Origin of the sequence: Arthrobacter oryzae, assembly GCF_037911235.1 — a bacterium.
GTDB lineage: Bacteria > Actinomycetota > Actinomycetes > Actinomycetales > Micrococcaceae > Arthrobacter > Arthrobacter oryzae_E.
Map to the genome: position 1 here is coordinate 200,156 of NZ_JBBLYW010000051.1, position 23,230 is coordinate 223,385.

At 66.0% G+C, this 23,230-nt stretch carries 26 protein-coding genes; 10 read left to right on the plus strand and 16 right to left on the minus strand.

What is annotated here, in order from left to right:
• Positions 1-9: 9 nt before the first annotated feature.
• The 6 genes from allB to WMN78_RS14735 all read right to left on the minus strand — a co-directional run bounded on the left by allB (position 10) and on the right by WMN78_RS14735 (position 6,678).
• Complete coding sequence (gene allB / locus WMN78_RS14710; RefSeq protein WP_340534482.1) at positions 10-1,353, minus strand: allantoinase AllB; 1,344 nt, start codon at positions 1,351-1,353, stop codon at positions 10-12.
• Entirely contained in the window at positions 1,346-2,575 is a 1,230-nt protein-coding gene (locus tag WMN78_RS14715; RefSeq protein WP_340534483.1) for a glycerate kinase, read from the minus strand. Before WMN78_RS14715 ends, allB begins: the two co-directional genes overlap by 8 nt.
• Before the next feature lie 2 nt (positions 2,576-2,577).
• Positions 2,578-4,368, minus strand: a complete 1,791-nt coding sequence (gene gcl, locus WMN78_RS14720) for a glyoxylate carboligase (RefSeq protein WP_340534484.1) — start codon at positions 4,366-4,368, stop codon at positions 2,578-2,580.
• A gap of 111 nt (positions 4,369-4,479) precedes the next feature.
• Complete coding sequence (locus WMN78_RS14725) at positions 4,480-5,409, minus strand: 2-hydroxy-3-oxopropionate reductase (protein ID WP_340534520.1); 930 nt, start codon at positions 5,407-5,409, stop codon at positions 4,480-4,482.
• Positions 5,410-5,482: 73 nt separating this feature from the next.
• The gene (locus WMN78_RS14730; protein ID WP_340534485.1) at positions 5,483-6,283 is read right to left on the minus strand and encodes a hydroxypyruvate isomerase family protein; all 801 of its coding nucleotides are present in this window, start codon (positions 6,281-6,283) and stop codon (positions 5,483-5,485) included.
• A 218-nt stretch (positions 6,284-6,501) separates the two neighbouring features.
• The gene (locus WMN78_RS14735) at positions 6,502-6,678 is read right to left on the minus strand and encodes a CsbD family protein (protein WP_340534486.1); all 177 of its coding nucleotides are present in this window, start codon (positions 6,676-6,678) and stop codon (positions 6,502-6,504) included.
• Between the two features lie 148 nt (positions 6,679-6,826).
• Here WMN78_RS14735 and WMN78_RS14740 point away from each other — a divergent pair, with 148 nt between their 5' ends.
• The gene (locus WMN78_RS14740; protein WP_340534487.1) at positions 6,827-7,675 is read left to right on the plus strand and encodes a hypothetical protein; all 849 of its coding nucleotides are present in this window, start codon (positions 6,827-6,829) and stop codon (positions 7,673-7,675) included.
• A gap of 7 nt (positions 7,676-7,682) precedes the next feature.
• On the opposite strand, the gene WMN78_RS14745 is transcribed toward WMN78_RS14740, so the two are convergent.
• The 3 genes from WMN78_RS14745 to WMN78_RS14755 all read right to left on the minus strand — a co-directional run bounded on the left by WMN78_RS14745 (position 7,683) and on the right by WMN78_RS14755 (position 10,033).
• Complete coding sequence (locus tag WMN78_RS14745) at positions 7,683-8,234, minus strand: mucin-associated surface protein (RefSeq protein ID WP_340534488.1); 552 nt, start codon at positions 8,232-8,234, stop codon at positions 7,683-7,685.
• Positions 8,231-9,361 (minus strand): serine/threonine-protein kinase, encoded by a 1,131-nt coding sequence (locus tag WMN78_RS14750; protein ID WP_340534489.1) that lies wholly within the window; start codon positions 9,359-9,361, stop codon positions 8,231-8,233. Before WMN78_RS14750 ends, WMN78_RS14745 begins: the two co-directional genes overlap by 4 nt.
• Before the next feature lie 192 nt (positions 9,362-9,553).
• Positions 9,554-10,033, minus strand: a complete 480-nt coding sequence (locus tag WMN78_RS14755) for a hypothetical protein (protein ID WP_340534490.1) — start codon at positions 10,031-10,033, stop codon at positions 9,554-9,556.
• 334 nt (positions 10,034-10,367) lie between these two features.
• On the opposite strand from WMN78_RS14755, the gene WMN78_RS14760 reads away from it, so the two are divergent.
• Both WMN78_RS14760 and WMN78_RS14765 read left to right on the plus strand, forming a co-directional pair.
• Positions 10,368-10,604, plus strand: coding sequence for a hypothetical protein (locus WMN78_RS14760; RefSeq protein WP_340534491.1), 237 nt, complete (start codon positions 10,368-10,370; stop codon positions 10,602-10,604).
• A gap of 153 nt (positions 10,605-10,757) precedes the next feature.
• Positions 10,758-12,212, plus strand: a complete 1,455-nt coding sequence (locus WMN78_RS14765) for a cation:dicarboxylate symporter family transporter (RefSeq protein ID WP_340534492.1) — start codon at positions 10,758-10,760, stop codon at positions 12,210-12,212.
• A 75-nt stretch (positions 12,213-12,287) separates the two neighbouring features.
• Here WMN78_RS14765 and WMN78_RS14770 read toward each other — a convergent pair whose 3' ends face one another.
• Both WMN78_RS14770 and WMN78_RS14775 read right to left on the minus strand, forming a co-directional pair.
• The gene (locus WMN78_RS14770; RefSeq protein WP_340534493.1) at positions 12,288-12,677 is read right to left on the minus strand and encodes a VOC family protein; all 390 of its coding nucleotides are present in this window, start codon (positions 12,675-12,677) and stop codon (positions 12,288-12,290) included.
• A 61-nt stretch (positions 12,678-12,738) separates the two neighbouring features.
• On the minus strand, positions 12,739-13,137 hold the full coding sequence (locus WMN78_RS14775; RefSeq protein ID WP_340534494.1) for a ribonuclease E inhibitor RraB: 399 nt from the start codon (positions 13,135-13,137) through the stop codon (positions 12,739-12,741).
• Positions 13,138-13,416: 279 nt separating this feature from the next.
• Here WMN78_RS14775 and WMN78_RS14780 point away from each other — a divergent pair, with 279 nt between their 5' ends.
• Entirely contained in the window at positions 13,417-14,337 is a 921-nt protein-coding gene (locus WMN78_RS14780) for a 2-hydroxyacid dehydrogenase (protein ID WP_340534495.1), read from the plus strand.
• A gap of 52 nt (positions 14,338-14,389) precedes the next feature.
• Here the strand turns inward: WMN78_RS14780 and WMN78_RS14785 are convergent, their stop codons facing one another.
• The 3 genes from WMN78_RS14785 to WMN78_RS14795 form a co-directional block, all read right to left on the minus strand.
• Positions 14,390-14,518: a hypothetical protein gene (locus tag WMN78_RS14785; RefSeq protein ID WP_340534496.1), complete on the minus strand. Its 129-nt coding sequence runs from the start codon at positions 14,516-14,518 to the stop codon at positions 14,390-14,392.
• Positions 14,519-14,565: 47 nt separating this feature from the next.
• On the minus strand, positions 14,566-15,111 hold the full coding sequence (locus WMN78_RS14790) for a hypothetical protein (protein WP_340534497.1): 546 nt from the start codon (positions 15,109-15,111) through the stop codon (positions 14,566-14,568).
• A gap of 221 nt (positions 15,112-15,332) precedes the next feature.
• Positions 15,333-16,838, minus strand: a complete 1,506-nt coding sequence (locus WMN78_RS14795; protein WP_340534498.1) for a DUF4166 domain-containing protein — start codon at positions 16,836-16,838, stop codon at positions 15,333-15,335.
• 177 nt (positions 16,839-17,015) lie between these two features.
• On the opposite strand from WMN78_RS14795, the gene WMN78_RS14800 reads away from it, so the two are divergent.
• From WMN78_RS14800 to WMN78_RS14820, 5 genes are all read left to right on the plus strand, one after another.
• Entirely contained in the window at positions 17,016-17,942 is a 927-nt protein-coding gene (locus tag WMN78_RS14800; protein ID WP_340534499.1) for a hypothetical protein, read from the plus strand.
• A gap of 93 nt (positions 17,943-18,035) precedes the next feature.
• The gene (locus WMN78_RS14805; protein WP_340534500.1) at positions 18,036-18,956 is read left to right on the plus strand and encodes a hypothetical protein; all 921 of its coding nucleotides are present in this window, start codon (positions 18,036-18,038) and stop codon (positions 18,954-18,956) included.
• 249 nt (positions 18,957-19,205) lie between these two features.
• On the plus strand, positions 19,206-19,925 hold the full coding sequence (locus WMN78_RS14810; protein ID WP_340534501.1) for a GAF and ANTAR domain-containing protein: 720 nt from the start codon (positions 19,206-19,208) through the stop codon (positions 19,923-19,925).
• A gap of 12 nt (positions 19,926-19,937) precedes the next feature.
• Entirely contained in the window at positions 19,938-20,327 is a 390-nt protein-coding gene (locus WMN78_RS14815; RefSeq protein ID WP_340534502.1) for a hypothetical protein, read from the plus strand.
• Between the two features lie 227 nt (positions 20,328-20,554).
• Positions 20,555-20,794, plus strand: a complete 240-nt coding sequence (locus WMN78_RS14820) for a hypothetical protein (protein WP_425341154.1) — start codon at positions 20,555-20,557, stop codon at positions 20,792-20,794.
• A gap of 44 nt (positions 20,795-20,838) precedes the next feature.
• Here WMN78_RS14820 and WMN78_RS14825 read toward each other — a convergent pair whose 3' ends face one another.
• Positions 20,839-21,687 carry a PhzF family phenazine biosynthesis protein gene (locus WMN78_RS14825; RefSeq protein WP_340534504.1) on the minus strand — a complete coding sequence of 283 codons (849 nt, stop codon included), beginning with the start codon at positions 21,685-21,687 and terminating at the stop codon, positions 20,839-20,841.
• Between the two features lie 193 nt (positions 21,688-21,880).
• On the opposite strand from WMN78_RS14825, the gene WMN78_RS14830 reads away from it, so the two are divergent.
• Complete coding sequence (locus WMN78_RS14830) at positions 21,881-22,690, plus strand: SDR family oxidoreductase (RefSeq protein WP_340534505.1); 810 nt, start codon at positions 21,881-21,883, stop codon at positions 22,688-22,690.
• A 25-nt stretch (positions 22,691-22,715) separates the two neighbouring features.
• Here WMN78_RS14830 and WMN78_RS14835 read toward each other — a convergent pair whose 3' ends face one another.
• Entirely contained in the window at positions 22,716-23,153 is a 438-nt protein-coding gene (locus tag WMN78_RS14835; RefSeq protein WP_340534506.1) for a hypothetical protein, read from the minus strand.
• Between the last annotated feature and the right edge of the window lie 77 nt (positions 23,154-23,230).

Genomic DNA, 23,230 nt, shown 5'->3' on the forward strand with positions numbered 1-23,230 from the left:
CGTGGTGCCTCAGACGCCGCCGCGGCGGATGAGTTTGCCGCCGGGGGTCTTGCCGTCGATTTCATGTCCGCGCAGGAATGTCTTACGGACCACGCCCGAGAGCGCCTTGCCGTCGTAGGGCGTGATGGGGTTCTTGTGCTTGAGCTTGGAGACGTCCACCACGAAGGCCTCGTCCGGCGCGAAGATGGCGAAGTCGGCGTCGAAGCCGAGCGCCAGCTGGCCCTTGTTGGAGAGGCGGGCCAGGCCGGCGGGCTTCTCGGCCATCCAGGAAACCACCTGCTCCAGCGGAATGCCGCGGTGCCGTGCTTCGCTCCAGATGAGGGACAGGCCCAGCTGCAGCGAGGAGACCCCGCCCCAGGCCACGGCGAAGTCGCCGTTTTCCAGGTCCTTCAGGTCAAGGGTCGACGGCGAGTGGTCGGACACGATGCAGTCGATGGTGCCGTCCTCCAGGCCTTTCCACAGCAGCTCTCGGTTGGAGGCCTCGCGGATGGGCGGGCAGCACTTGTAGGCTGTGGCGCCGTCGGGGATTTCCTCGGCCATGAGCGTGAGGTAGTGCGGGCAGGTCTCCACGGTGAGGTGGACACCGTCGCGTTTGGCGGAGGCGATCATGGGCAGGGCGTCGGAGGAGGACAGGTGCAGGATGTGGGCGCGGGCTCCGGTCCAGCGGGCGCGTTCGATCACCTCAGCGATGGCCTTGTTCTCAGCGCCGCGGGGGCGGGAGGCAAGGAACGTGGCGTAGTGGTCGCCGCCCGGGTGGGGTGCGCGGTCGATCGCGTGTGAGTCCTCGGCGTGGACGATCATGAGCGAGTCGAAGGACTTGAGCTCGGCCATGTCCTCTTCCATCTCGTCCGCCTCCAGGTGCGGGAACTCGTCCACGCCGGAGTGCAACAGGAAGCACTTGAAGCCGAACACGCCCTCGTCGTGCAGCGGGCGGAGGTCGGCCTTGTTGCCGGGAACGGCTCCGCCCCAGAATCCGACGTCCACGAACGCCTGGTCCTCGGCCACCTCGCGCTTGAGCTTGAGGCCTTCCACGGTGGTGGTGGGTGGAATGGAGTTCAGCGGCATGTCGATGATGGTGGTGACGCCGCCGGCTGCCGCGGCACGGGTGGCGGACGCGAAGCCCTCCCACTCGGTGCGGCCGGGTTCGTTGACGTGGACGTGGGTGTCCACCAGGCCCGGGATGAGGGTTTCGTCGTCGGCGAGGTCGATCACGGCATCGCCGGACAAGCCGTTGCCGAGCGGTTCGATGGCGACGATCTTGCCGCCGCGCACACCCACTTCTCGCGCCGCGATGCCGGCGGTGGTGAGGATGCGCTGGCCCCGGATGACGAGGTCAAAGCTTTCTTCAGACATTGAGGGGCTCCTTTGTGCGGGCGCGGTTGGCCGTGGTGTTTTTCGCCGGGGCGTCACTGGCCTGGGTCAGGTCCGCGAGTTCCCCGCCGATGTGCTTTCCCAATTGTTCAAGCAGGGGTCCTGCTTCGGCTATACATATTTCTACCTTGGCCTCCAGCGAGGTCAGGGGGTAGACCTGCCGGAATCCGGAATCCTTCTGTTGTTGCGGCGTCAGCGTGGTGCGGCCGCAGACGGCCACCACCGGAACGCCGGCCAGCGCGGCCGCTCGCGCAACGCCCATGGGCGTCTTGCCCAGCAGGCTCTGTTCGTCCAGGCTGCCTTCGCCGGTGATCACCAGGTCAGCACCGTCCAGCCGGTCGGCCAGCCCGGTGAATTCAAGCACGACGTCGATGCCCGGCCTGCGCGTCGCGGCCAGGACCGCGATGGCTGCGTAGCCCACGCCGCCCGCCGCCCCGGCGCCCGGCGCGTCCGCGGCCCTGTGCGCCCGGGGACCGATCTCGGCGGCGAGCACGTCCACAAAGCGCTGCAGCGCAGCGTCCAGCGTTCCGACGTCGCCCGCCGTGGCGCCTTTCTGCGGGCCGAAGATCGCCGCGGCGCCCTCGGCTCCGAGCAGCGGGTTGTCCACGTCGCTGGCGAGCACAAACCGTGCCTCGTCCAGCCGGGAATCGAAGCCGGAGAAGTCGACACGGTCGAGCCTGGCGAGGGCGGCGCCGCCGGGCGGCAGGTCGTTGCCGTCGGCGTCCAGGAGTTGCGCACCGAGTCCTTGCAGGACGCCGGCGCCGCCGTCGGTGTTGGCGCTCCCGCCGACGCCGAGAATGATCTGCCGGCATCCGGCGTCGAGCGCTGCCCGGATCAGTTCCCCGGTGCCAAGACTGGTGGCTCCCCTGGCGCTGGCGGAATCCGGCCGGCCAGGCGATCCGCCGTCGCAGGGAAGCACGGCGAGCCCGGACGCGGCGGCCATTTCAATGACCGCTTCGCGCCCGCGGACGGCGAAGTCCGCGCGGAGAGGCTGCCCGGCAGGGCCGCTGACCATGGCGCTTCGGCGGGTGAAGCCGGAGCCGACGGCGGCATCGAGGGTGCCTTCCCCGCCGTCGGCCACCGGAATCCGGAGGACGTCAAGGTTGTGGCCCGTGGCTGCCTGCAGCCCCGCATCCAGGTGCCGGGCCACCTCCGGGGCGGACAGTGAGCCCTTGAACTTGTCCGGCGCGATCACGATCCGCATGATTACGCCTGCATCGCCAGGATGGCGGTGGGGGCGTCGTCGCGGGTCTCGGCCAGTTCCTCAAACTCGTTGACCGCGTTGATTTCCACGCCCATGGAGATGTTGGTGACCTTCTCCAGAATCACTTCCACCACCACGGGAACCTTGAACTCGCCGGCCAGTGCCTTGGCCTTGTCGAACGCGGAACCCAGGTCGCCGGGGTTTTCCACCCGGATGGCCTTGCAGCCCAGGCCCTCGGCCACCCTGACGTGGTCCACGCCGTAGCCGCTGGCGGTGGCTGAGAGGTCGGTGGAGTTGATGTTCTCGAACGCCAGGGACACGTTCTGCTCCATGTTGAAGCCGCGCTGGGACTGGCGGATCAGGCCCAGGTAGGAGTTGTTGACCACCACGTGGATGTACGGCAGGTTGAACTGCGCGCCCACGGCCAGTTCCTCGATCATGAACTGGAAATCGTAGTCACCGGACAGGGCAACAACGGTCTCGTCCGGCTTGCCGCGGACAACGCCCAGGGCGGCCGGAGCGGTCCAGCCCAGGGGACCGGCCTGGCCGGCGTTGATCCACTTGCGCGGGCCGAACACGTGCAGCATCTGGGCGCCGGCGATCTGGGACAGGCCAATGGTGGACACGTAGGTGGTGTCCTTGCCGAATGACTTGTTCATCTCTTCGTACACGCGCTGCGGCTTGATGGGGATGTTCTCGAAGTGCGTCTTGCGGTGCAGGGTGGCTTTGCGTTCGGCGCATTCGGCAACCCAGGCGGAGTAGTCCGGCAGGGATCCGGCTGCCCGGCGCTCGCGGGCCAGCTCAACCAGCCCGGCCAGCGCCGCACCGGCGTCGGACGCGATGCCCAGGTCCGGGGAGAACACGCGGCCGATCTGCGTGGGCTCGATGTCGATGTGCACGAACGTCCGGCCGGCCGTGTAGGTGTCCAGCCCGCCGGTGTGGCGGTTGGCCCAGCGGTTGCCGATGCCGATCACGAAGTCGCTGCGCAGGTAGTTCTCGTTGCCGTAGCGGTGGCTGGTCTGCAGGCCCACCATGCCGGCCATCAGGGGGTGGTCGTCGGAGATGGCGCCCCAGCCCATCAGGGTGGGGATCACTGGAACGCCCAGCAGCTCGGCCAGTTCCACCAGCTGCTCGGAGGCGCCGGCGTTGATGATGCCGCCGCCGGCGACGATCAGCGGGCGTTCGCCTGCGGTCAGCATGTCCAGGGCCTTTTCCAGCTGCTTGCGGCTGGCTTTGGGCTTCTCCACGGGCAGCGGCTCGTAGGTGTCGATGTCGAATTCGATCTCGGCCAGCTGCACGTCGATGGGCAGGTCCAGCAGCACGGGGCCGGGGCGGCCGGAGCGCATCAGCTGGAAGGCCTTCTGGAAGGCGCCGGGAACCTGGCCGGGCTCCAGGATGGTCATGGCCATCTTGGTGACGGGCTTGGCGATGGACTCGATGTCCACGGCCTGGAAGTCTTCCTTGTGCAGCTTGGCCACGGGGGCCTGTCCGGTGATGCAGAGCATGGGGATGGAGTCGGCCCAGGCCGCGTACAGCCCGGTGATCATGTCGGTGCCGGCAGGACCGGACGTGCCGATGCAGATGCCGATGTTGCCGTCGGCGGCGCGGGAGTAGCCGTCCGCCATGTGGCTGGCGCCTTCAACGTGGCGGGCCAGCGTGTGGCGGATGCCGCCGTGGTTCCGCATGGCCGAATAGAAGGGGTTGATCGCCGCGCCGGGCAGGCCGAACGCCTCGGTGGCGCCCTCCTTTTCCAGGATCGCGACGGCAGCGTCAACGGTGCGCATCTTGGTCATTGTGTACTCCTAGGAAAGTCTGTTTTTGGGTGTGGTTAGGGAGCCGCCGTCGTTGAAGTACGACGGCGGTTGCCCGGTTTTGCTTGTGGTCCGGCTACTGCAGGAGGTGCCTTACTTCCGGCCGCTGAGCTGCAGGACCTGCTTAAAGAGGCCTGAGTGGTCCAGTCCGCCGTCGCCCTGGTTGACGGTGGCGGCGACGAGCTGTGCGACGACGGCGCCGAGCGGGATGGCGACGTTGGCTTCGCGGGCGGCGGAGGTGACGATGCCGAGGTCCTTGTGGTGCAGGGCCAGGCGGAAGCCGGGGTCGAAGTTGCGGTCCAGCATCTTCTGGCCCTTCTGGTCGAGGACCTTGGAGCCGGCAAGCCCGCCGCCGAGGACCTTGAGCGCGGCGTCGGTGTCCACGCCGTAGGCCTCGAGGAAGGCGATGGCTTCGCCGAGCACCTCGATGTTGACGGCGACGATCAGCTGGTTGGCTGCCTTGACGGTCTGGCCGGAGCCGGAGGGGCCGACGTGGACGATGGTCTTGCCGACGGCGTTGAGGACGTCCTGTGCTGCCTCAAAGTCGGCCGCGTCGCCGCCCACCATGATGGAGAGTGCGGCGTCGATGGCGCCTTGCTCGCCGCCGGAAACCGGGGCATCGAGCGGGCGGATGCCCGCTGCGACGGCCTCGTCGGCCAGGCGCTTGGCCACGTCCGGTCGGATGCTGGAGGCGTCAATCCACAAGGTGCCCTTCTTCGCGTTGGCGAACACGCCGTCCTTGCCGCTGACTACACCCTCAACATCGGGGGAGTCCGGGACCATGGTGATGACGACGTCGGCGTCCTTGACGGCGTCCGCGATGCTGGTGGCACCCTTGCCGCCTTCGGAGACGAGCTTGTCGATCTTGTCCTGGCTGCGGTTGAACCCGGTGACGGTGTGGCCGGCCTTGACCAGGTTGATGGCCATGGGCAGGCCCATGATTCCGAGTCCGATGACTGCAACGTTGCTCATGATGGTTCTCTTTTCTGAAGTCTGTGGGTGGCTTACCCAACTAACTCGCAGTTAACGTCGTCAAAACGGCTTTTCGCGACGTTAAATGCCAGTCAGTTGGGCGGGTGGTGCGGGGGAGCGAAAGCTACTGGGAGACGCGCTGGCGGATGGCCCAGCTGAAGGCCGTTTCCCGCGGTTCCTTGTATTCGAGGCCGATATAGCCCTCATAGCCGAGTTCGCGGCTGCGGGCGATCCATTCGCCGAGGGGAAGCTGCCCGGTTCCGGGAGCCCCGCGGCCGGGGTTGTCGGCGATCTGGATGTGGCCGAAGTCCTTGGCGTGCTTTTCGATGACGGCGGCGACGTCGTCTCCGTTGACGGCCAGGTGGTAGAAGTCGGCAAGGAGCTTGATGTTCTCCGCGCCGGATTCCGCCTTGACCCGGGCGATGACGTCGAGGGCGTCCTGGGCCGTGAGGAGAGGGTACCTGGGTGCGCCGCTCACGGGTTCCAGGAGGACGGTGCCGCCGACGCGGGCCACTCCCTCGGCGGCGGCGGCCAGGTTCCTGGCGGCCAGCTCGTCCTGCTCCTCCGGGGTGAATTCGTCCTGGCGGTTGCCGTAGAGGGCGTTGAAGGCTTTGCAGCCGAGGCGCTCGCCGATGCCGGCAACGACGTCGATGTTGTCCTTGAACTCGGAGCAGCGGCCCTTCCAGGAGACCAGGCCGCGGTCGCCGCCGGGCATGTTGCCGGCGTTGAAGTTCAGGCCGGTGAGCTGCACGCCGGCGTCCTTGATGGCGTTTTCAAACTCGGTGACCTGGGTGTCGGCGGGGACGGAGGTTTCGAAGGGCCACCAGAATTCGACGGCGTCAAAGCCGGCCGCCTTCGCTGCGGCGGGCCGCTCCAGGAGCGGCAGTTCCGTCAGCAGGATGGAGCAGTTCACTGTGTACGTCATTGTCATGTCCTTGCGTGGTCCGGGTGTCCGTCTATTCAACAGTAACTTCTGTAAGTATTTCGTATTGTGGAAGTTATATTCTGCTGTATGAAAAGTGTAGGACCCGCCGGGCGTGGACGTCAACCGTCGGGGCGGGCCGGCGGGATGCGGAATGGGTGCCGGACATAAAAAAGCGGGCGGCCCCTTGCCGGAGTCGCCCGCTGTGTCGGTTTTGCGTGTTAGTGCCGCCTGAAGGCGTGCCTGAACTTCTCGCCGGCCTGCTTGAGGTCGGCCTTGATGGCCCGCCCCCTGCCTTCGGCCTTCATTCGGCGGTCGCCCGTGGCTTCGCCGGCAGCCTTCCGTCCCTTGCCGTGAAGTCGCTCCGCGGCGTTGTGGATCCTGTCACCCAAACCCATTGCGGTCCTCCTTGTGGTGCGGCCCATGCGGCTGGTTGCCGCAATTCCCGCCACTTAAATTGTAGAAAGAATTGGCTCCAGGTCCATGGTGCTGAAGGAGTACCCTAGGAACCATAAGCATGCTTGCTATCTGAAGGAGTGGTTTCCGATGAAGAAAATCCCTGCTCTTGGTGTTGCCGCCGCAGCGATGCTGGCCCTGGCGGCCTGTACGGGCGGGGGCGGGCAAAGCCCGTCGCCCACCGCCAGTGCCACCACCAGTGCGGTGCAGGACAAGGTCTACAGCGAAGATGAACTCCGGGAGCTGATCTCCGGCCGGTCCGACAAGGACGGCGGCGAGCTCAAGCTGTACTCCAAGGACCAGGTGGAGCAGGGCAGCAACATAGCGAACCTGCTGATGAGCGCCGCCACCACGGATCCCGGGGACTGCAAGGCGATTGCCACGGCCGGCCTGCTGGACCAGGTCGAAAACGGTGATGTGGCCATTGCGATTTCGGAGAGTCAGCAGCCGCGCACGTTGTCCGCCCAGTCGGGAGCCGAGGGGCCCGACGCCGTCGCCCTGCTCAATGAGGTGAGCGGAAAGATGGACCAGTGCAGCAACTTTACGCTTACTGTCCTGGGACAGCGTTACGAAGTGGCCAGCAAGGAGCTGGAGGCCCGAACTGACGCCGAAGAGACCTTCGCGACCGTCAGCACCCGCGGAGGCAACACTTCTGACATGCTGATGCAGGTTTCCGCGGCCCAGGGCCGGCTCCTGGTGGTGGCCACCAAGGGCGGCGCTAATCTTGCCGACGCGGACAAGGAGGAACTGGAGGAACTGGTCAACGAAGTCCTCGAGAAGGCAGAGGGCGGTTCCACCGGAACGGCCACTTCGACGCCGACCGGCACCTCGACGTCGACCGTGACCGAAACCGCAACGCCAAGCGTTACGGAAACGACGACGGCGACAGTCACCGTGACTCCGACCGAGACCTCGGTGACGCCCTCGCCGTCGAACTAGTTACGCCTCAGGGGCCTTTGCCCTTGTGGGCGGCTTCCCCGGACTTGGCCTTGCCGTTGCCTTGTTCCGACGCATGGCCCGGGACGGCGGGGTCCGGGGCGGCATTGGCCGGGGTTGGGTCGGTCAGGGTCGGGTCGACAACGGACGGGGCGATGGCTGGCGCCGGTGCGGGCTGAGGCGCCGGCGCCGCTTCCTGCTTCGCGGCTTCGGCGGCCCGTTCGTCTGCCGCCGCTTGAACCAGGGCCTGAAGGTCAGTGCGCACCAGTTTCAGTGCGGACCTGATGCTCTGAAACCTGGCGAAGGTCATGCTGCCGTTGGCGGCTTCGCCCTCTACGTCCTTTTCGAGGTGTTCCAGTTCGCGCAGCGCGCCGTCATGGTCGTTTGCGGCGGCGGCAGCCCGCACAGTGCCCAAACGGCTGCTGAGGGCTGCGGCTGAATCGGCTGAGAGCTCCGAAGCCTGCGGGCTGCAACCGGGAAGGAATGCCAGGAGGCCCGCCAACAGGGCCGCTCGAAACAGTGCGGTCCTGGTTCGGGGTGAGGCAGAAGTGCGCAGGGTCATGGCTTCAATGTCTTTTCCAGCTCGTCCAGGTGGTAATCGAGGGGGTTCGCGTGAAGGGGGGCTGCCGGTGCGGCCGGCGCTGCGGGAGCGCCTCCGTGGGTGGCGGTTGTGAAGCCTAGGAGGAGTGAGCCCGCTAGGATGGCCCCCGCGGCTCCCCGTACCCGTTTGCTGAGCTTCCGCCGTGGGGGCCGGGTGGGGTTGGCATGCCCGGCTGTCTTGATGCGAGGCGGGGTGACGTGCTGCACCGCAGGAGGCGTTCGGAAGACGCCCTCCTGTTCCAGTTCGCGCAGCAGTGCCGAAGCATCTGCCGGCGACGGCCGGTCTTCCGGGCGCCTGGCGGTCATGCGGGCCAGTACTTGCTGCCAGCCCCTGCCGAGTGTTTCCGGAATGACAGGATTCCGCTGGAGCCTGGCAATGCCGGACTCCACATGGTTCCCGGGGAACTCCACGTGCCCGGTGAAGCACTCGAGGAGGACCAGCCCCAGCGAATACACGTCGCTTGCACCCGTCAGGGCTTCCCCCAAGGCCTGTTCGGGGCTCAGGTACGCGGCTGTTCCTACCGTTTTGCCGGTGCCGGTCAGCCGTTCCTCTTCCAGCATCCGTGCAATGCCGAAGTCCGCGAGTTTGGCCCGCCAGCGGGAGGCTCCGGCAGAGGCCGTCGGCTCGAACAGCAGGACATTTCCGGGCTTGACGTCCCGGTGGATTACGCCATGGCTGTGGACATAGTCCAACGCGGAGGCAAGGTCCGCGCCAATGGTTGCCACCTGCTTCATACTGAGCGGGCCTTCGCGAACGAGGCTGCGAAGGTCCGGGCCGGCAACATACTCCATGACCACATATTTGCGCTCGCCCCCGGAATCCGACGATTCGGACCCGGCATCGAACAGGGTAACCAAGGATGGGTGGTTGAGTGATGCCAGGATCCTGATTTCGGCCTGCTGGCGGGCGATCAGCTCAGAATCCGCACTCTCGCGGTTGAACAGCTTGACGGCCACTTCCCGCCCGAGGGATTCATCGCTGCCCCGGTAAACACCGGCCGCGGCGCCCCTGCCCACAAGCTCGATCAGCCGATAGCGATTGCCCAGGACCAACTCCGTGGCGCGTTCCTTCGGAACTTCCGTCATCATTCATCGCTCCTAGCCACTTCCAGTACCCGGCCGCCGCTAAGGGCAATCCGCCGGCCCGTCCGGTTCAAGTACTAAGCATACTGATAATTCTTTGGTTTGCATCAGGAGGAGTGAATTTGGTGCCGGCGAAAGGACCGGAGAGGGAGCAGGGAAGAGCCAGGGGCGGGGTGCTCCTGGCTCAGTGAGGGTCAGTCAATGACGGTCACCAATGACTGCCACGTCGCTCCTTTCCCACTTGGTCCAGTCGGACCAGTTGTTGCCGCTCTTCACCCTGAAGGAAACCTCCTGGTACACGCGGTCCCTGCCCTTGTCCCTGTGGACGCTGTCCCTCGTGCTGACGGTGACGCGGCCGTCATGCTTGTCGAATTCCAGCTTCTTCCATTCGAAATTGCCGAGCTTGTCGTCGCGCCCGTGCCGGTCCTTTTCAAAGCGCTTCTGGCGCACATCCACGGTCTTGTTGCCGTTGCAATCGATCCTGATCTTAAATTCCGCGAGGTTTTTACCTGCATCCGTCGGCTTCAACGGGTTCACGGTACAACCGCGCAGCGACGTCGATGCGTCAGCTGGCACTGCCAGTGCGACAGGCCCGCCGATAAGACCCAGCGAAACAGCCGAAATCAGTGCAACTCGAGTTCCGAAGGCGCGGGATTTGGTTGGTGTAGTGATGGACATTTTTATTGCTCCTGAAAGGATGCGAATCATTTTCGGACAGCACTGTCCGGCCACGATCACGAAAACTGGTTGCGGCCTCAGCCTGCCCATCCCATTTTCAAACAGCACACCCGAACGTTGCGGGGGCTTAACTCCGGGCTCTGCTCTTGTTATTTCGTAGCCCGGTAGTACAATCGTGCTCCCACTTTTGCCCCGGCGCCAGAGCCGCTATGCACCTTTTTCCCGCGACTTTACGCTGAAAAAGCAGGCTAATTCAGGATATTGGACATCCGGAAATATAGCCGGGGGAAAGGCGGCGCCATAGGCTGGTTTTTCCACGAACGAAAGGCACTTCATGACCGACCCCCAGGAAGCAGCAAGCGACCCCGCCGGCCTTATCGGTCCGGGCGATCCCGACGCCGTCGGGCAACAGCACCCGGAAAAGCGTGCAGCGAAGAACATCCGCGAAGAACAGCAGACGCAGGCGGGCGGCACCGTCCCGGCGTCGTACATTGGCAGCGGCGAGCCGGACGCTGAACGCAAGCCGGAAGATGCGGCCCGGGACGCCGGCACCTGGGACGACGAGGTGTGATCCTTCGACTCCGGGAAGCATCTGCCAGTCTTCCATTCTGCGGTTAAACAATTCCGCAGTACGGATTTAGCCTGCCGGAAACACGGGGATCCTAGCGTTGCCCATGACCTGAAGGCGTCCAGCGCGCCTTTTCCCTGTTGATTGGCAGCCCTGATGAAGATCCCCCCGAACACGCACGCGACCCCGGCCACGTCCTCCGCGTCCGCGCCAAGTGAAACAAACACCGCAACGACGCCTAAGAAGCCGCTCTATAAATCGCTCTTCGCCCAGATCCTCGTGGCTGTGTGCCTGGGCATCGGGATCGGCCACTTCTGGCCGGACCTCGGCTCGGCCCTGCGTCCGCTGGGCGACGGCTTCATCCAGCTGATCAAGATGATCATCGCCCCGCTGATCTTCCTTGTGATTGTCACGGGCATCTCGGCCGTGGGCGACGTGAAAGCCGTGGGCCGGGTGGGCGTGAAGGCGCTGCTGTATTTCACCGGCGCGACGCTCTTCGCCCTGGTGTTCGGGCTGGTGGTGGGCAATATCGTGCAGCCCGGCGCCGGACTGAACATCGACCCGAATACGCTCTCGCAGGACGCCCTCAACGCCAAGACCGGCACGGCGCCGCCCAAGGACGCCGGCGCGTTCCTGCTGGGCATCGTTCCCACCAGCGTGGTGGGCGCGTTCGCCTCCAACAGCCTGCTGCAGGTGCTCTGCTTCTCGGTGTTCTTCGGGGCGGCGATCGTGGTGGTGGGCCGCGAACGCTGCCTGCCCGTGGTGAACCTGCTCGAGACGGTGCTGGAGCTGTTCTTCAAGATCATGGGCTGGGTAATGCGTGTTGCGCCGGTAGGGGCGTTCGGCGCCATGGCGTTCATCATCGGCCAGTATGGACTCGGCTCGCTGAGCACCTACGCGCTGCTGATCGCCGCCTGCTACGGTGCCGCCATCATCTTCATCGGGCTGCTGTTCGTGGTGGCGTGGGTGTATCCGCGGGTGCCGCTGTGGCAGTTCATCAAGTACAGCCGCGAGGAATTCCTGCTGGCGCTCGGCACGGCATCCACCGAGTCCGTCCTCCCGCGCATCATGACCAAGCTGACCAACGCCGGCTGCTCCCGTGCCACCACCGGCCTCGTGGTGCCCACCGGGTACTCGTTCAACCTGGACGGAGCCGCGCTGTACCTGTCCATCTCCCTGCTGTTCCTGGCGCAGGCCTTCGGCCACAACCTCGACCTGGGCCAGCAGCTCGCGGCCCTGGGCATCCTGATGCTGACCTCCAAGGGGATGGCCGGAGTCCCCGGTTCGGCCTTCCTGGCACTCTCGGCCACCGCGGCCGCGCTGGGCATCTTCCCGGTGGCCGGCGTGGCCCTGCTCCTGGGCGCCGACCGCCTGATGGACTCCATGCGCGTCTCCGTGAACCTGCTGGGCAACTGCGTGGCCACGTTCGTCGTCGCCAAATGGGAGGGCCAGTTCGACCGCGACGCCATGCTCCGCGCCTTCCGCGGGGAGCTCCCGGAAACTGCGGAAATACCGCAAGGCACGACGGCGGACGTCACGACGGCGGACGTCACGACGGCGGGCGGCGCACCGGAGGCTCCTGCCGCCGTCGAGCCCGTTCCGGCCCGTTAGGAGTTCGCTGCCCGGGGGGCGCCGCCGCGGCGTTTTATGGCACGGCTGTGCGATTAAGGGAGTTAGCCTGCGGACTCAGCCGCCCGCGGCGGACACCACGTCGTCCGCGCGGCCGGCGGTGTCGATGACGCAGAAACGGTTGCCCTCGGGATCTGCCATGATCACGTAGTCCGCGTCGGCGGGGCGTTTGCTCCACTCAACGCGGGTGGCGCCCAATTCGAGGAGCCGCTGCACTTCGCCGGTCTGGTCCTCGGTGTAGAGGTCCAGGTGGATGCGTGGCGGGATTTGCACTACCGACGGGACGCGGTCCAGCGAGATGCAGGTGCCCACTCCGCCCGGCGGCTGCAGGATCACAAAGTCGTCCTCGGGTTCATGCCGCGGCTCGAAGCCGAGGGCGGCCTGCCAGAAGGCCATCTGGGCATGGAGGTCGTCGACGCGGATCACGATCGAGCCAATGCTCAGCATCCGGCCAACGTACACCGACGCAATGGGCCCTGCAACGCACTATGGAAGAGGCCTCCTTCGATCAACGAGGGCGTATGAGCCGCTTTAGCCATGAGCGACCCGGTGTTTCGATGGCAGGCGGTGAATCGACCACGGGGGCTCCCCATCCGTCATAGTCGCCACCGAAGCGATGGAAGATGGTCAGTACTTCTTCCGTGAACTTTTGAACCGTTTCCGCGTCGATAGCGTTGACCTTCTGGGCCTCTAAGAGCACGTATCCCTGATCGTCACTTATACGCGTGCCGTACCCCGAAGTGACCAGCTCATGGCTGGCTTCAGTCGCTGATTCCCGGGTTGGAAATACTCCGCTGTGATCGACAGGTCGGGGCGCACCGGGCTGGTCTGACATGCCGCGCCACTGTTCCAACTGTTGCGTTGCGAGCTGCTGCTGATGGGCCAACTGCTCGGACAGTGTCGTCATAGGTCCAAGAGTACTTGTCGGTAGGAGCACCTCGGGGGGCCTTGCAGGGAGCAGTTCCTCCGGGGCCCGCGCCGTTCCCTGGGCCCACTCAGGGAAATGTCGCCGCCCAGATTCGCCCTTCAATCGTCGAATTTCCCCAGCAATATCCATGCGGTCATCTGGCCGAATTTGCTCAAGGCAGCGTCCCGCGACACCTGCCAATCCGACCGCCATCGGGGGACGTCCGGAGGCCGGACAGCGGTTCCTGCCACCTCCCGTCCCTCCACTAGGCTGGCAACCATGACGCGGAAGATCACTGTCAGCCTGCCCGATGCCGTACTTCGTGAGTACCTGACGCCGCATCCGGACGTCACCGTGCTTGAGTGGGACTTCACGGGTGGGCCGCCGCAGCCGCAGATCGACATCGTGGTCCCGCCGTACATGGGCGGCACGAAGGTCCTGAAGAATCTCGAAGCTGTGGAGACCACCCTGGTGCAAAGCCAGTCGATCGGGTACGACGGCGTGGCCGACTCGCTCCCCGATGGCCGGGTTTTCGCGAATGCGGCCGGCGTGCACGAAACTTCCACTGCCGAGCTGACGCTGGCCATGATCCTGGCAAGCCAGCGGGAATTTCCGCGGCTTATGAAGAGCCAGCGGGACGGCGTCTGGGATGCCCGGCCCACCGCCAGCCTGGCCGACCGCCGCGTCCTCATTGTGGGCTACGGCGGCGTGGGAAAGGCGATCGAGCAGCGGCTCATCCCGTTTGAAACGAGCGTCACCAGGGTGGCAAGCCGGCAGCGGACGGATGAGAGCGGCGTCATCTACGGGATTGACGAGCTGCCGGAGCTGCTGCCGGAGCATGACATTGTGGTGGTCGGGGTTCCGCTTAGCGACGCCACCTGGCACCTGGTCGACGACGCCTTCCTTGCAGCAATGCCGGACGGCGCGCTGCTGGTCAACGTGGCCCGCGGACCGGTGGCGGACACCGAAGCGCTGGTCCGCCACACCGCCTCCGGGCGCATCCGCGCCGCACTGGACGTCACGGACCCCGAGCCCCTGCCCCGGGACCACCCGCTGTGGGGCACGCCCGGCGTCATCATCACGCCGCACGTCGGCGGAGCAAGCTCCGCGATGCGCCCGCGCATGGGCCGGCTCCTGCAGCGGCAGATCGACCTGATGCTGGCCGGGGAGCCTCCGGTCAACGTGGTGCTGGGCGGCTGAGCTACCGCATGGGTGTCGTCTTCGTGACCGGTACGTCAGGGAACCGAGGAGGTCACCAGAGCAGCTCGAGGTTGAGGACGTCGATTCCGGGCCTGCCGTCGAGCCAGGCCTCCAGAAGTTGGCCGAGGTCCGACTCGTGGCCGGCAAGTCCAAGCCGCCTCACCTCTGATGCTGCCGGCATGTGGCTGTGACCGTCCTCAGGCGAGCCGTGCGAGCATTCCGAGCACATCAACCGGTCCCGGACCAGTCATCGAGGCCGAGCGGCCGCTGCTCGCAAAGGTCCGACAGCGCCTGCATGTCATCGGAGCTGGCACCGGCAACCTGCGCCTGCCACGTTGATAGTCCGGATTCTTCCAGGCGCTCCAGCTGGTCGAAGACCGACACTTCCTGCCCGTCGAGCCGCCGCGTTCCTCTACGTTCTCCGTCATGCAGGACAACGTCTCTGAACCTGTGGCCGGACTCGGGAAGCGGGACGCTCGCTATGACTGCATGCGCCGGGCTGCGGCGCCAGCACCAGACCACTTCGGTACTCCCGGCCGTATGCAGCACTTGGTGGGGAAGGCTCGGGCGGTCGGGATTCAGCCGGACCGGCGCCATGCCGCAGTCCATATCGATGGGCCCGGACTCATTTTCATACCGCTCCAAACCGTAAGCTACCCACGCCCGCCTGGCCGTGGCCCAGTCACCGGTGGCTGTTGATGCGATGCCCAGGTTCCATGCTGCCGGATTGGCGCCGTCGAACTCTTCACCATCCTTTGCCGTGAAGAGCTCCAATGCCCGCTTGTTGCGCTCGAGGCTTTCCGGCCAGTTGCCGAGGGCCTTGGACAGGAGACCTGCTTGGAACCAGATGTAATAGGACTTCGGACTCAGCTGCAGCAGCTCGGAGGCAAGCGCGGCCGCCCGGGCAGCGTCGCCCGCCTCGTCCGCGGCCGTCCACTCTGAGCAGACGTCACGCGGCCGCGCCGCTTCCTAAGCCCCCACGTGCGTCCCATCATCTACTGCCGCCTTTCTTCGCGGACTGGCCTGAGCCGGTGCGGCGCACCCTCAGGAGGTGTGGCCGGGAACGTGCAGGTGAACTCGCCCCGGTAGCCAAAAAGGAACCCCAGGACGGGATTTCGAACCTGCATCTGAATGGTGAATACCCCGCGGGCGTCGTCAAAGCTCTCGTACAGGTCCGCGGTGCCAGTGAAGGCTGAGGGGAAAGTGAATCCGATGAAGCCCTCGTAGAACCGCTGGCCCGTTGACCGGAGATGCAGCGAGCCGTCCGGCAGCACCTCCAGGATGAGGCCGGTGGCCAGGTGCTGGTGGGTGCCGAGGTAGTCGGTGATGCCACCGGTCTCCGGACTGTAAACCATGGTGGCATCGAAGCGGCGGCGTTTGGACCCCGGGAGCTGCAAGGTGCGCACGAAAGTGACCGTGGGCCGGCCAAGACCATCAACATAGGGATAGTTTTCGATCGTGAACGGGACGTTCTCTCCCTGGTCGGGAAAGAGGATGTTGCGGTAAGCCCCGATCCGCAGAAACGGAACCGTCCACCATGCCCCGCGGCGCACTTCCGAAAAGACTCCGCGGCCAACGCAGGCGTAGCCGGCCGAGGTGTCAACGCCGAAGCGTTTCCGCAGCATGGGGTGGAGCCGGTCGAAATCCCGCCCGAGCGCCTGCTCGAAGATTGAAGCCACGTCTACGTCCTCTCCGCCGGCCTGCCGCCGACGCCCGGCGGCAAGCCGCCTACCCCCGGCGACCGGAGCGCCGCGAGGGCGGACGGCGCACGTCCGGGCCCGTTCATCCGGCGCGTGCCGCAGGCATCTCCCCGCCCGCGGCACCGTCCTGTGCGGCGGGAGGAAGCATGAGGCCAGCGCCGCAGTGACGCCCAAGGCCGTGGCCGCTCCCGCGTTGTGGCCGGCCACCGCTTGTCGGAGCAGCAGGGCGGCGGCCAGGAAGCCGCTTGCCCTGGCCATAGCGTCGATGATCCACCGATTCCGGGAGTCTCCCGGGTCAATGTCCCGCTCAGCCCACAGCCGCAGGCGGTCGAAGCTGAGTGCCGTCGCCCAGCCGAGGGCCGGCCGGATGACCGGGCCGTCCAGCATCTTTCCAAGGACGCCCATTCCCGGCTCATACTTGTAGCCGGTGATGAATCGCACGCCCTCAGCCGTGGGGATATACCGCCAATAGCCCGAGCCCGGACCAATGGGGGAGAGCGCATCGTCGGTGGCGAACTTCAACACGGATGTCGCCTGCCCGTCGGCACGCAACCGGTGGCCCAGGGAAGTCCCGGTCCCCTTGATGGTGTGGAACGGAAGGCGGAACTCATAACGAAAACTGACAGGCCCGCCGTCGTCACCGCCCGTCGGGACGATCCGGGAAAACCGCAGGTCCCACCGGGGATGCAGACCCGGGTCCTGGCTAAGGCTCCACAGCCGCTCCATGGACGTTCGAATGCCGATTTCAACGTAGATCTGCCCGCGCGTCCGCAATAATTTCCCGCCTTGATGCTCCCCCATGCCAGCATCCTAATTCGCCTCGGCGCCGGCTGAGCGTCAGGCGCTCGTGGCGTCCTGCACCTCGCCCACGAGTTCTTCCTTTTTGGAAACGCACCCATCCGCCACCCCGGCGGCAGCGAATGGCTTGTAAGTCCTGCGGTAATCGATGATGTCCGGCCCCGATCGGGAGGTGGAGCAATGCGAGGTGAAGCAATGCGCGATAGTGCATCGTGGCTTCCCTCCGCCCTGCAGTCCTTCATCCTGGGAACGCTGCTCGCGGCGGCCTGGGTCATCTTCGGAGCAGTCTCGGCCCAGGCGTCCAGCCTGTTGCCGCCCGTCACGGACACCATTACCTCTGACACCGCCGCGGTTGAGCAAGGCCCCTTGGCCGCGCTGGCCGAACCCGTTGCCGCCGTGGCAGCGCCGCTGGCACCCCAGGTCCAGGCCATCGCCGAACCGGTTGTGGCGCCCGTGGACACTGCCCTGGCTCCGGCCGCGGCGCCGGTGACCGCCGTCGTCGAGCAGGTCACCAGCGCGGTGGCACCGGTAACTGCGCTCGCTTCCGACGCCGTCGCCCCCCTCACTCAAACGGTCGCCGAAATCACCGCCCCAGTCACCGATCTGGCGGCTGATATCACTGCACCTGTGCTGGCCCCGGTCGGCTCCGTGGCCGGTGACGTTGCCCCCGCGGTCCCCGACGTCGTCGGCGATCCTGCCCAGCCGCCCGCCACGGGGTCCGCCTCGCAGAACTCCGCACCGGCCGACGGCGCCAGGTCCGCTGCTGACGCAGCTGTTGCGGGCATAACCCCGGACACGCAGCTCACGCTGATGCGGGACTTCGTGCCCGTCCAGGCTGTAAGGTCCGACGCCGGCAGCACTGTCGTCATGGCAGCGCGGACTCCCGCTCCCGAGCGTCCCGCAACGCCAGCTCCCGCAGCGCCGGCAACGGCCCCGGCAGGTTCCGGCTCATTGCTGAGGACGGGCGGCGACGGTGGATCCGCCGTCGCGGCCGACGTCCCGGCCTTCCAGTTTTCCTTGACGCAGATCTCGCTCAAGGGTGTCCGCAACTCTTCCGACGAGCTGCCCGGTTCGGTCAGCCGGGATCACGGCTTTTCCCCCGACTAGTGAGGCCGGCACCGTGCCCTTTTGCGCGGACGGCAATTCGCCACGCACCTACTGTGCCTGGCTCTCATTTCACTAGTAAAGGAACAAATAGCCATGAAATCTTTCGTACGCACCACCCTGTGCAGCGCCGTGTTCGCCGGCGGAGTACTCATCCTCGGCGCCGGCGCAGCCTCCGCCTCCGATTCCACCAACACGACGTCGGACCTTGGCCTCGGCTCGGGAACCAGCATCGGCCTGAACCTGGGCGCCAACCTGGATGCCGCCGCTTCTGCGGTGTCTGAGGGTTCGGTCGTGAACGACGGCGGGTCCTCCATCTGGGGGCACGGCACCACTGACGGCAGTGTGGTTTCGGACCTGAGCGCGGGCCTTGGCCTCAACCTCGACGCTAACCTCCACACGGCCACCTACACCGTGACCGAGGGTTCGGTCGTGAACGACTCCGGTGTGAACGACGGCGGGTCCTCCACCTGGAGCCAAGGCTCCGCCGCGGGCAGTGTGGTTTCGGACCTGAACGCAGGCCTGAACCTGGATGCCGACGCCAACCTGGATGCTGCGGCCAACACCGTGACCGAGGGTTCGGTTGTGAACGACGGTCACAGCACTTGGAGCGAAGGCTCCACTGAGGGCAGTGTTGTGTCCGACCTGAACGCTGGGCTGAACGCGGGCCTGAACCTGGACGCTGCGGCCACCGCTGTGTCTGAGGGTTCGGTTGTGAACGACGGCGGTTCCTCCACGTGGAGCGAAGGCTCCGCTGAGGGCAGTGTTGTGTCTGACCTGAACGCCGATCTGAACCTGGATGCCGATGCGAGCCTGAACGCCGCGGCCACGGCGGTGTCTGAGGGCTCCGTTGTGAACGAGGGTCACAGCGCTTGGAGCGAAGGCTCCACTGAGGGCAGTGTTGTGTCGGACCTGAGCGCCGGTCTGAACCTGGACGCGAACGCCAGCCTGAATGCAGCGGCCAACACTGTGTCTGAGGGTTCGGTCGTGAACGATGGCGGCCACAGCATCCTCTAGGTAGACAAGTCTGTCTCGCCATGAGCGCGGCTGACTAAAGAGCCGGGGTGCTGTCCCATGACAGCACCCCGGCTCCCCATCTTGAAGGAAGAAGACATCATCAAAGCCCCGCGGCTAGCTGACGAACCCCTGCGACGCAGACGCCGTCGGGTCTAAGCTAAATGCGGGCACAAAACTGTTACCCGCACACGATTTCTCCGGACGGCCCGCCCGACTCGGATTGTCCGGTGACTGGCCTCAGGACGTTCCATGGCTGAGAAACTTCCACTGGATGAGCTCTCCGGTGCAATCGGCAGGATCCGACGCCTGCTCCTGACCGAGGAAAAAGTCGATGCCGCCGTCGAGTTACTTGCCAAGGCCATCAAGGACTCCGTTCCCGGCACCATCGGCGCGGGAGTCTCGGTCATGGATTCACAGGGCCGCAGGACCAGCCACGGCGCCACCGACCGGGTGGTGGAAGAGGCAGACGCGCTGCAGTACGAACTCGGGGAAGGGCCCTGCCTCACTGCCTGGGCCGCCGAGGAATCCATTCTTGTGGACGACGTCCGCACCGATGATCGCTGGCCGCGGTGGAGAGAGGCGGTCCGAGGGCTTCCGATCCGATCGGTGGTGAGTACCGCGCTCGTCGCGGACAAGGAAAGCGTGGGCGCCCTGAAGATCTACGCCGCGCTTCCCTCTGCCTACACCCCGGCCACCGTACGGCTCCTGGAGCTGTTTGCAGCCCCGGCCGCAACACTGCTCTCGCACGTCCAGGGCAGCGATGTGCCGCGCCTCATCAGCGACGACCTCCATGCCGCCCTGGAAAGCAGGGACATGGTGAACCGTGCCTGCGGGATACTGATGCAGCGGCACGGGCTCGGGCACGAGCGTGCCTTGGAGGAACTGATGCGCCAGGCCAGGCGGTGGCGCCTGTCCCTCGCCGAGGCCGCCGTCGAACTCATCGCCGCGATGCCGGCCGACGGGAACTAGAGGCTCGTCATCATGGGTTTCGATCCCAACGAACCCGAGCAACGGCGCCAGCTCCGGGCAGCGCTGAAGGCCGCGGACCTGACACCGGGGGAGCTCTGGCTGAACTACTTCAGCATCGGCGGCGGCGTGGGCGAATACGAAGTCGAAGCGTATCTGCAGGGTTTGCTGTCCCTGCCGCCCATCCAGCGGGACCTCCTCGCCATGGCCGCCAACGAACTCATCGAGGCTGTTCCCCGCCTGCATGCGCCGTACTCCGATGACCCGATGCTCACAGAACCCGGCCAGGAATCCGTTCGCGAATCCGCCCACCGATCAGCCCAGGAACCCGACGCCGGGGGCGACCACGACACCCCCGGCAGGCCCGGCCCCGACGAGCCCGCCGATCCTCAGGACGACGATTAGAACCCTCCACCCGCCTCCGCCCCAGCGCTCCACGTCCGCGCGCCGGCATCCGCAGTGGGGGCCTTCGGCCCTAACGGATCCGAAAGGCACGTGCCTAGGCTGGAAATTTGCACGCATTACCTAGAGAGTGGAGGCTGACAACGATGTCCGGACACTTCGAATTGATAAGCGCGCCCGACGGCGGGTACAGGTTCAAGCTCATCGGCAAGTCGGGGGAGCTTGTGGCAATGTCAGTAAAGTTCCCTACGAAAAGGGCGGCAGCGGCCGGGATCTATCGTGTGCGTGAGATCGCCGGGACCGGCCTGATCCGCGACCTGAGCGAGAGCCGCCGGGCCGAACCCTCACAACGCATGAGGCCCTCGCAGCCTGTGCCGGTGCACACGGGCACCCAGAGGGTGCGCGCACGGGCCGTCCACCACCCCATCTCTGAGCTGGAACACACGAGACCCGGCAGCCCGGTTCACTGACGCAAGCGCGGGGAGAGGCCCGCAAACACCGCGGGAGTGCGGACCTACAGCGACACGCGGCCGCTGACCACGGACCGGCTCACCCCACCGATCCAGATTTCGTCATCTTCGACGGTGACGGTGAGCAGGCCGCCGCGTCCCAGCACAGTGCCTTGCTGTACGGTGTAGTTCCCGCTCACCACCCCCTCGCTCAGGAGCCACTGCGCCAGGCCGGCGTTGAGGCTGCCTGTAACGGGGTCCTCCGGAACGCTGAAACCGGGAACGAAGGCCCGGACCTCAAAGCCCGCGGGTTTTCCCTCCGGGTAGCTTCCGATGACGCCGATGCAGAGGTCATCCATCAGGGTGAAGTCGGGCTGCAGCTGGAGCACTGCTTCGGCGGAGTGCAGCCGGATTCCCAGCCAGCCCGGGCCGTTGTCCACCCAGTTGCTGCCGAGGACCTGGCCGGCGTCGAGGCCCAGGCTGGTGAGGGCGTGTTCCAGTACTTCGGGTTCAACCGGACCGGAGCGGACCAGTGGCGGCGCCGCGAAAGCGAGATCGGTGCCGGAGCGGCGGATCTTGACCAGCCCTGCCTCGCATTCCTGCACCAGCTCCCCGTCACGGCGGGGCTGCCCGCCCTCTTCCAGCCACGCGTGCGCCGAGCCAAGGGTGGGGTGCCCGGCAAACGGCAGTTCGGCCGCCGGTGTGAAAATACGCAGCCTGTAGTCCGCTTCCGGGTGCGACGGCTCCAGGAGGAACGTGGTCTCGGAGAGATTCGTCCAGTTCGCGAAGCTTTGCATCTGTTCCGTGGACAGGCCATGGGCGTCATGCACGACGGCGACCGGGTTGCCTGCCTTGGGGCCGGGGGCAAAGACGTCGACCTGAGAGAAGGGATACTCGTTCACAACGGTGGGCATGGTGGACTTTCCTTTGGTGTGCAGGACTCGGCGGCATTGCTGCCTCAACCACGGTAGGTGGCCGCCGTGTGCGGAAACCATAGCCAATTCCGGAAAGTGGCCTTGCCCGAGAGTCCTTGTACCCGGCAGCCGGCAACACCTACCGTGGAAATCGTCCCTGGTTTGACCACGATCACCGATCAAAGGCGGCATCATGGAAGGCACAACCGGATTCTCACCCTCAACGGCAATCGTCACCGGCTCCGATTCGGGCATCGGCCGCGCCACGGCAGTCGCGTTGGCCAAGGCCGGCCTGGATGTAGGAATAACCTGGCACTCGGACCAGCAGGGCGCCGAGGAAACGGCCGAGGAGGTGCGCAGCCTCGGCCGGCGGGGGATCGTGCGGCAGCTGGACACCACGGACCTGCATGGTGCAGCGGCCGTCATCGATTCCCTCGCCGAGGACCTCGGAGGGCTGGACGTCTTCGTCAACAATGCCGGCACCGGCGACGCGACCAAGTTCCTGGACCTGGACATCGCCACCTGGACCAACACGCTGGATACGAACCTCAACGGTGCCTTCGTGTGCCTGCAGGCCGCGGCGCGCCGCATGGTCAAAGCAGGCAACGGCGGGCGCATCGTTGCCGTCACCAGCGTTCACGAATTCCAGCCGCGGGTGGGCGCCGCCGCATATGACGCCTCGAAGCACGGGCTGGGAGGACTGATCAAGACCATGGCCTTGGAACTCGCCGAGTTCGGCATTACGGCCAACAGCGTTGCGCCGGGAGAAATCGCCACGCCGATGACCGGTCAGGAGGATCAGGATCCGACGACGACGGACCGGCCGGGGGTTCCGTTGGGCCGGCCGGGCGACGCGCGGGAGGTCGCCACGGTCATCGCGTTTCTGGCATCCCCGGCGTCCAGCTATGTCACAGGGGCCTCGTGGGCGGTGGACGGAGGGATGCTGCAGATGGGCCCGCAAGCCGGGTCACACATCACCGGGCATGACTGGCGGGAGGGCTAATCCGGCCCGTGCCAGCCCTGTGGCCTTATCTTCTGGCTTGCTGGTCGGAAGCCGGCAACTCCTTCTGCGGTTGGAAGAACGCGTTGGTTGCGGGCTGCCACATCAGCACGCTTCCGGCCACGGCGAGGATGAGGCTCACCATGGGAAGCACGGACCAGTGGTTGTTGACAGCGGCTGAGACGTAAAAAACCGCGACGAGCGTCAGAACGATCCTGGCCCAGTGGGCGCCCCTGAGCAGCCGCAATGCCGCCCAGACCTGAAGCGCGGCGAAGGGAGCCCCGAACGCTACCCCCAGCAGTTCGAGCCAGCCCCATTCGGCCTGGTGCATGCCGATCCGAACCGCTGTGATGATTCCGGGCACCGCCCAGGAAGTGAAAGTGCTGGCGATCCAGAACGCCGCCGACGCTCTCACTGCCGACGGAACCGTGGCCGCTCCGCCAAAAATGAAACGCTGTTCCCCCATGGAATTCCCCCACTACACCGTGTATTTCGCGGGCACAAAGGTGCACCCAAACTTCAGCCTAGCCGGAACCCCCGCTG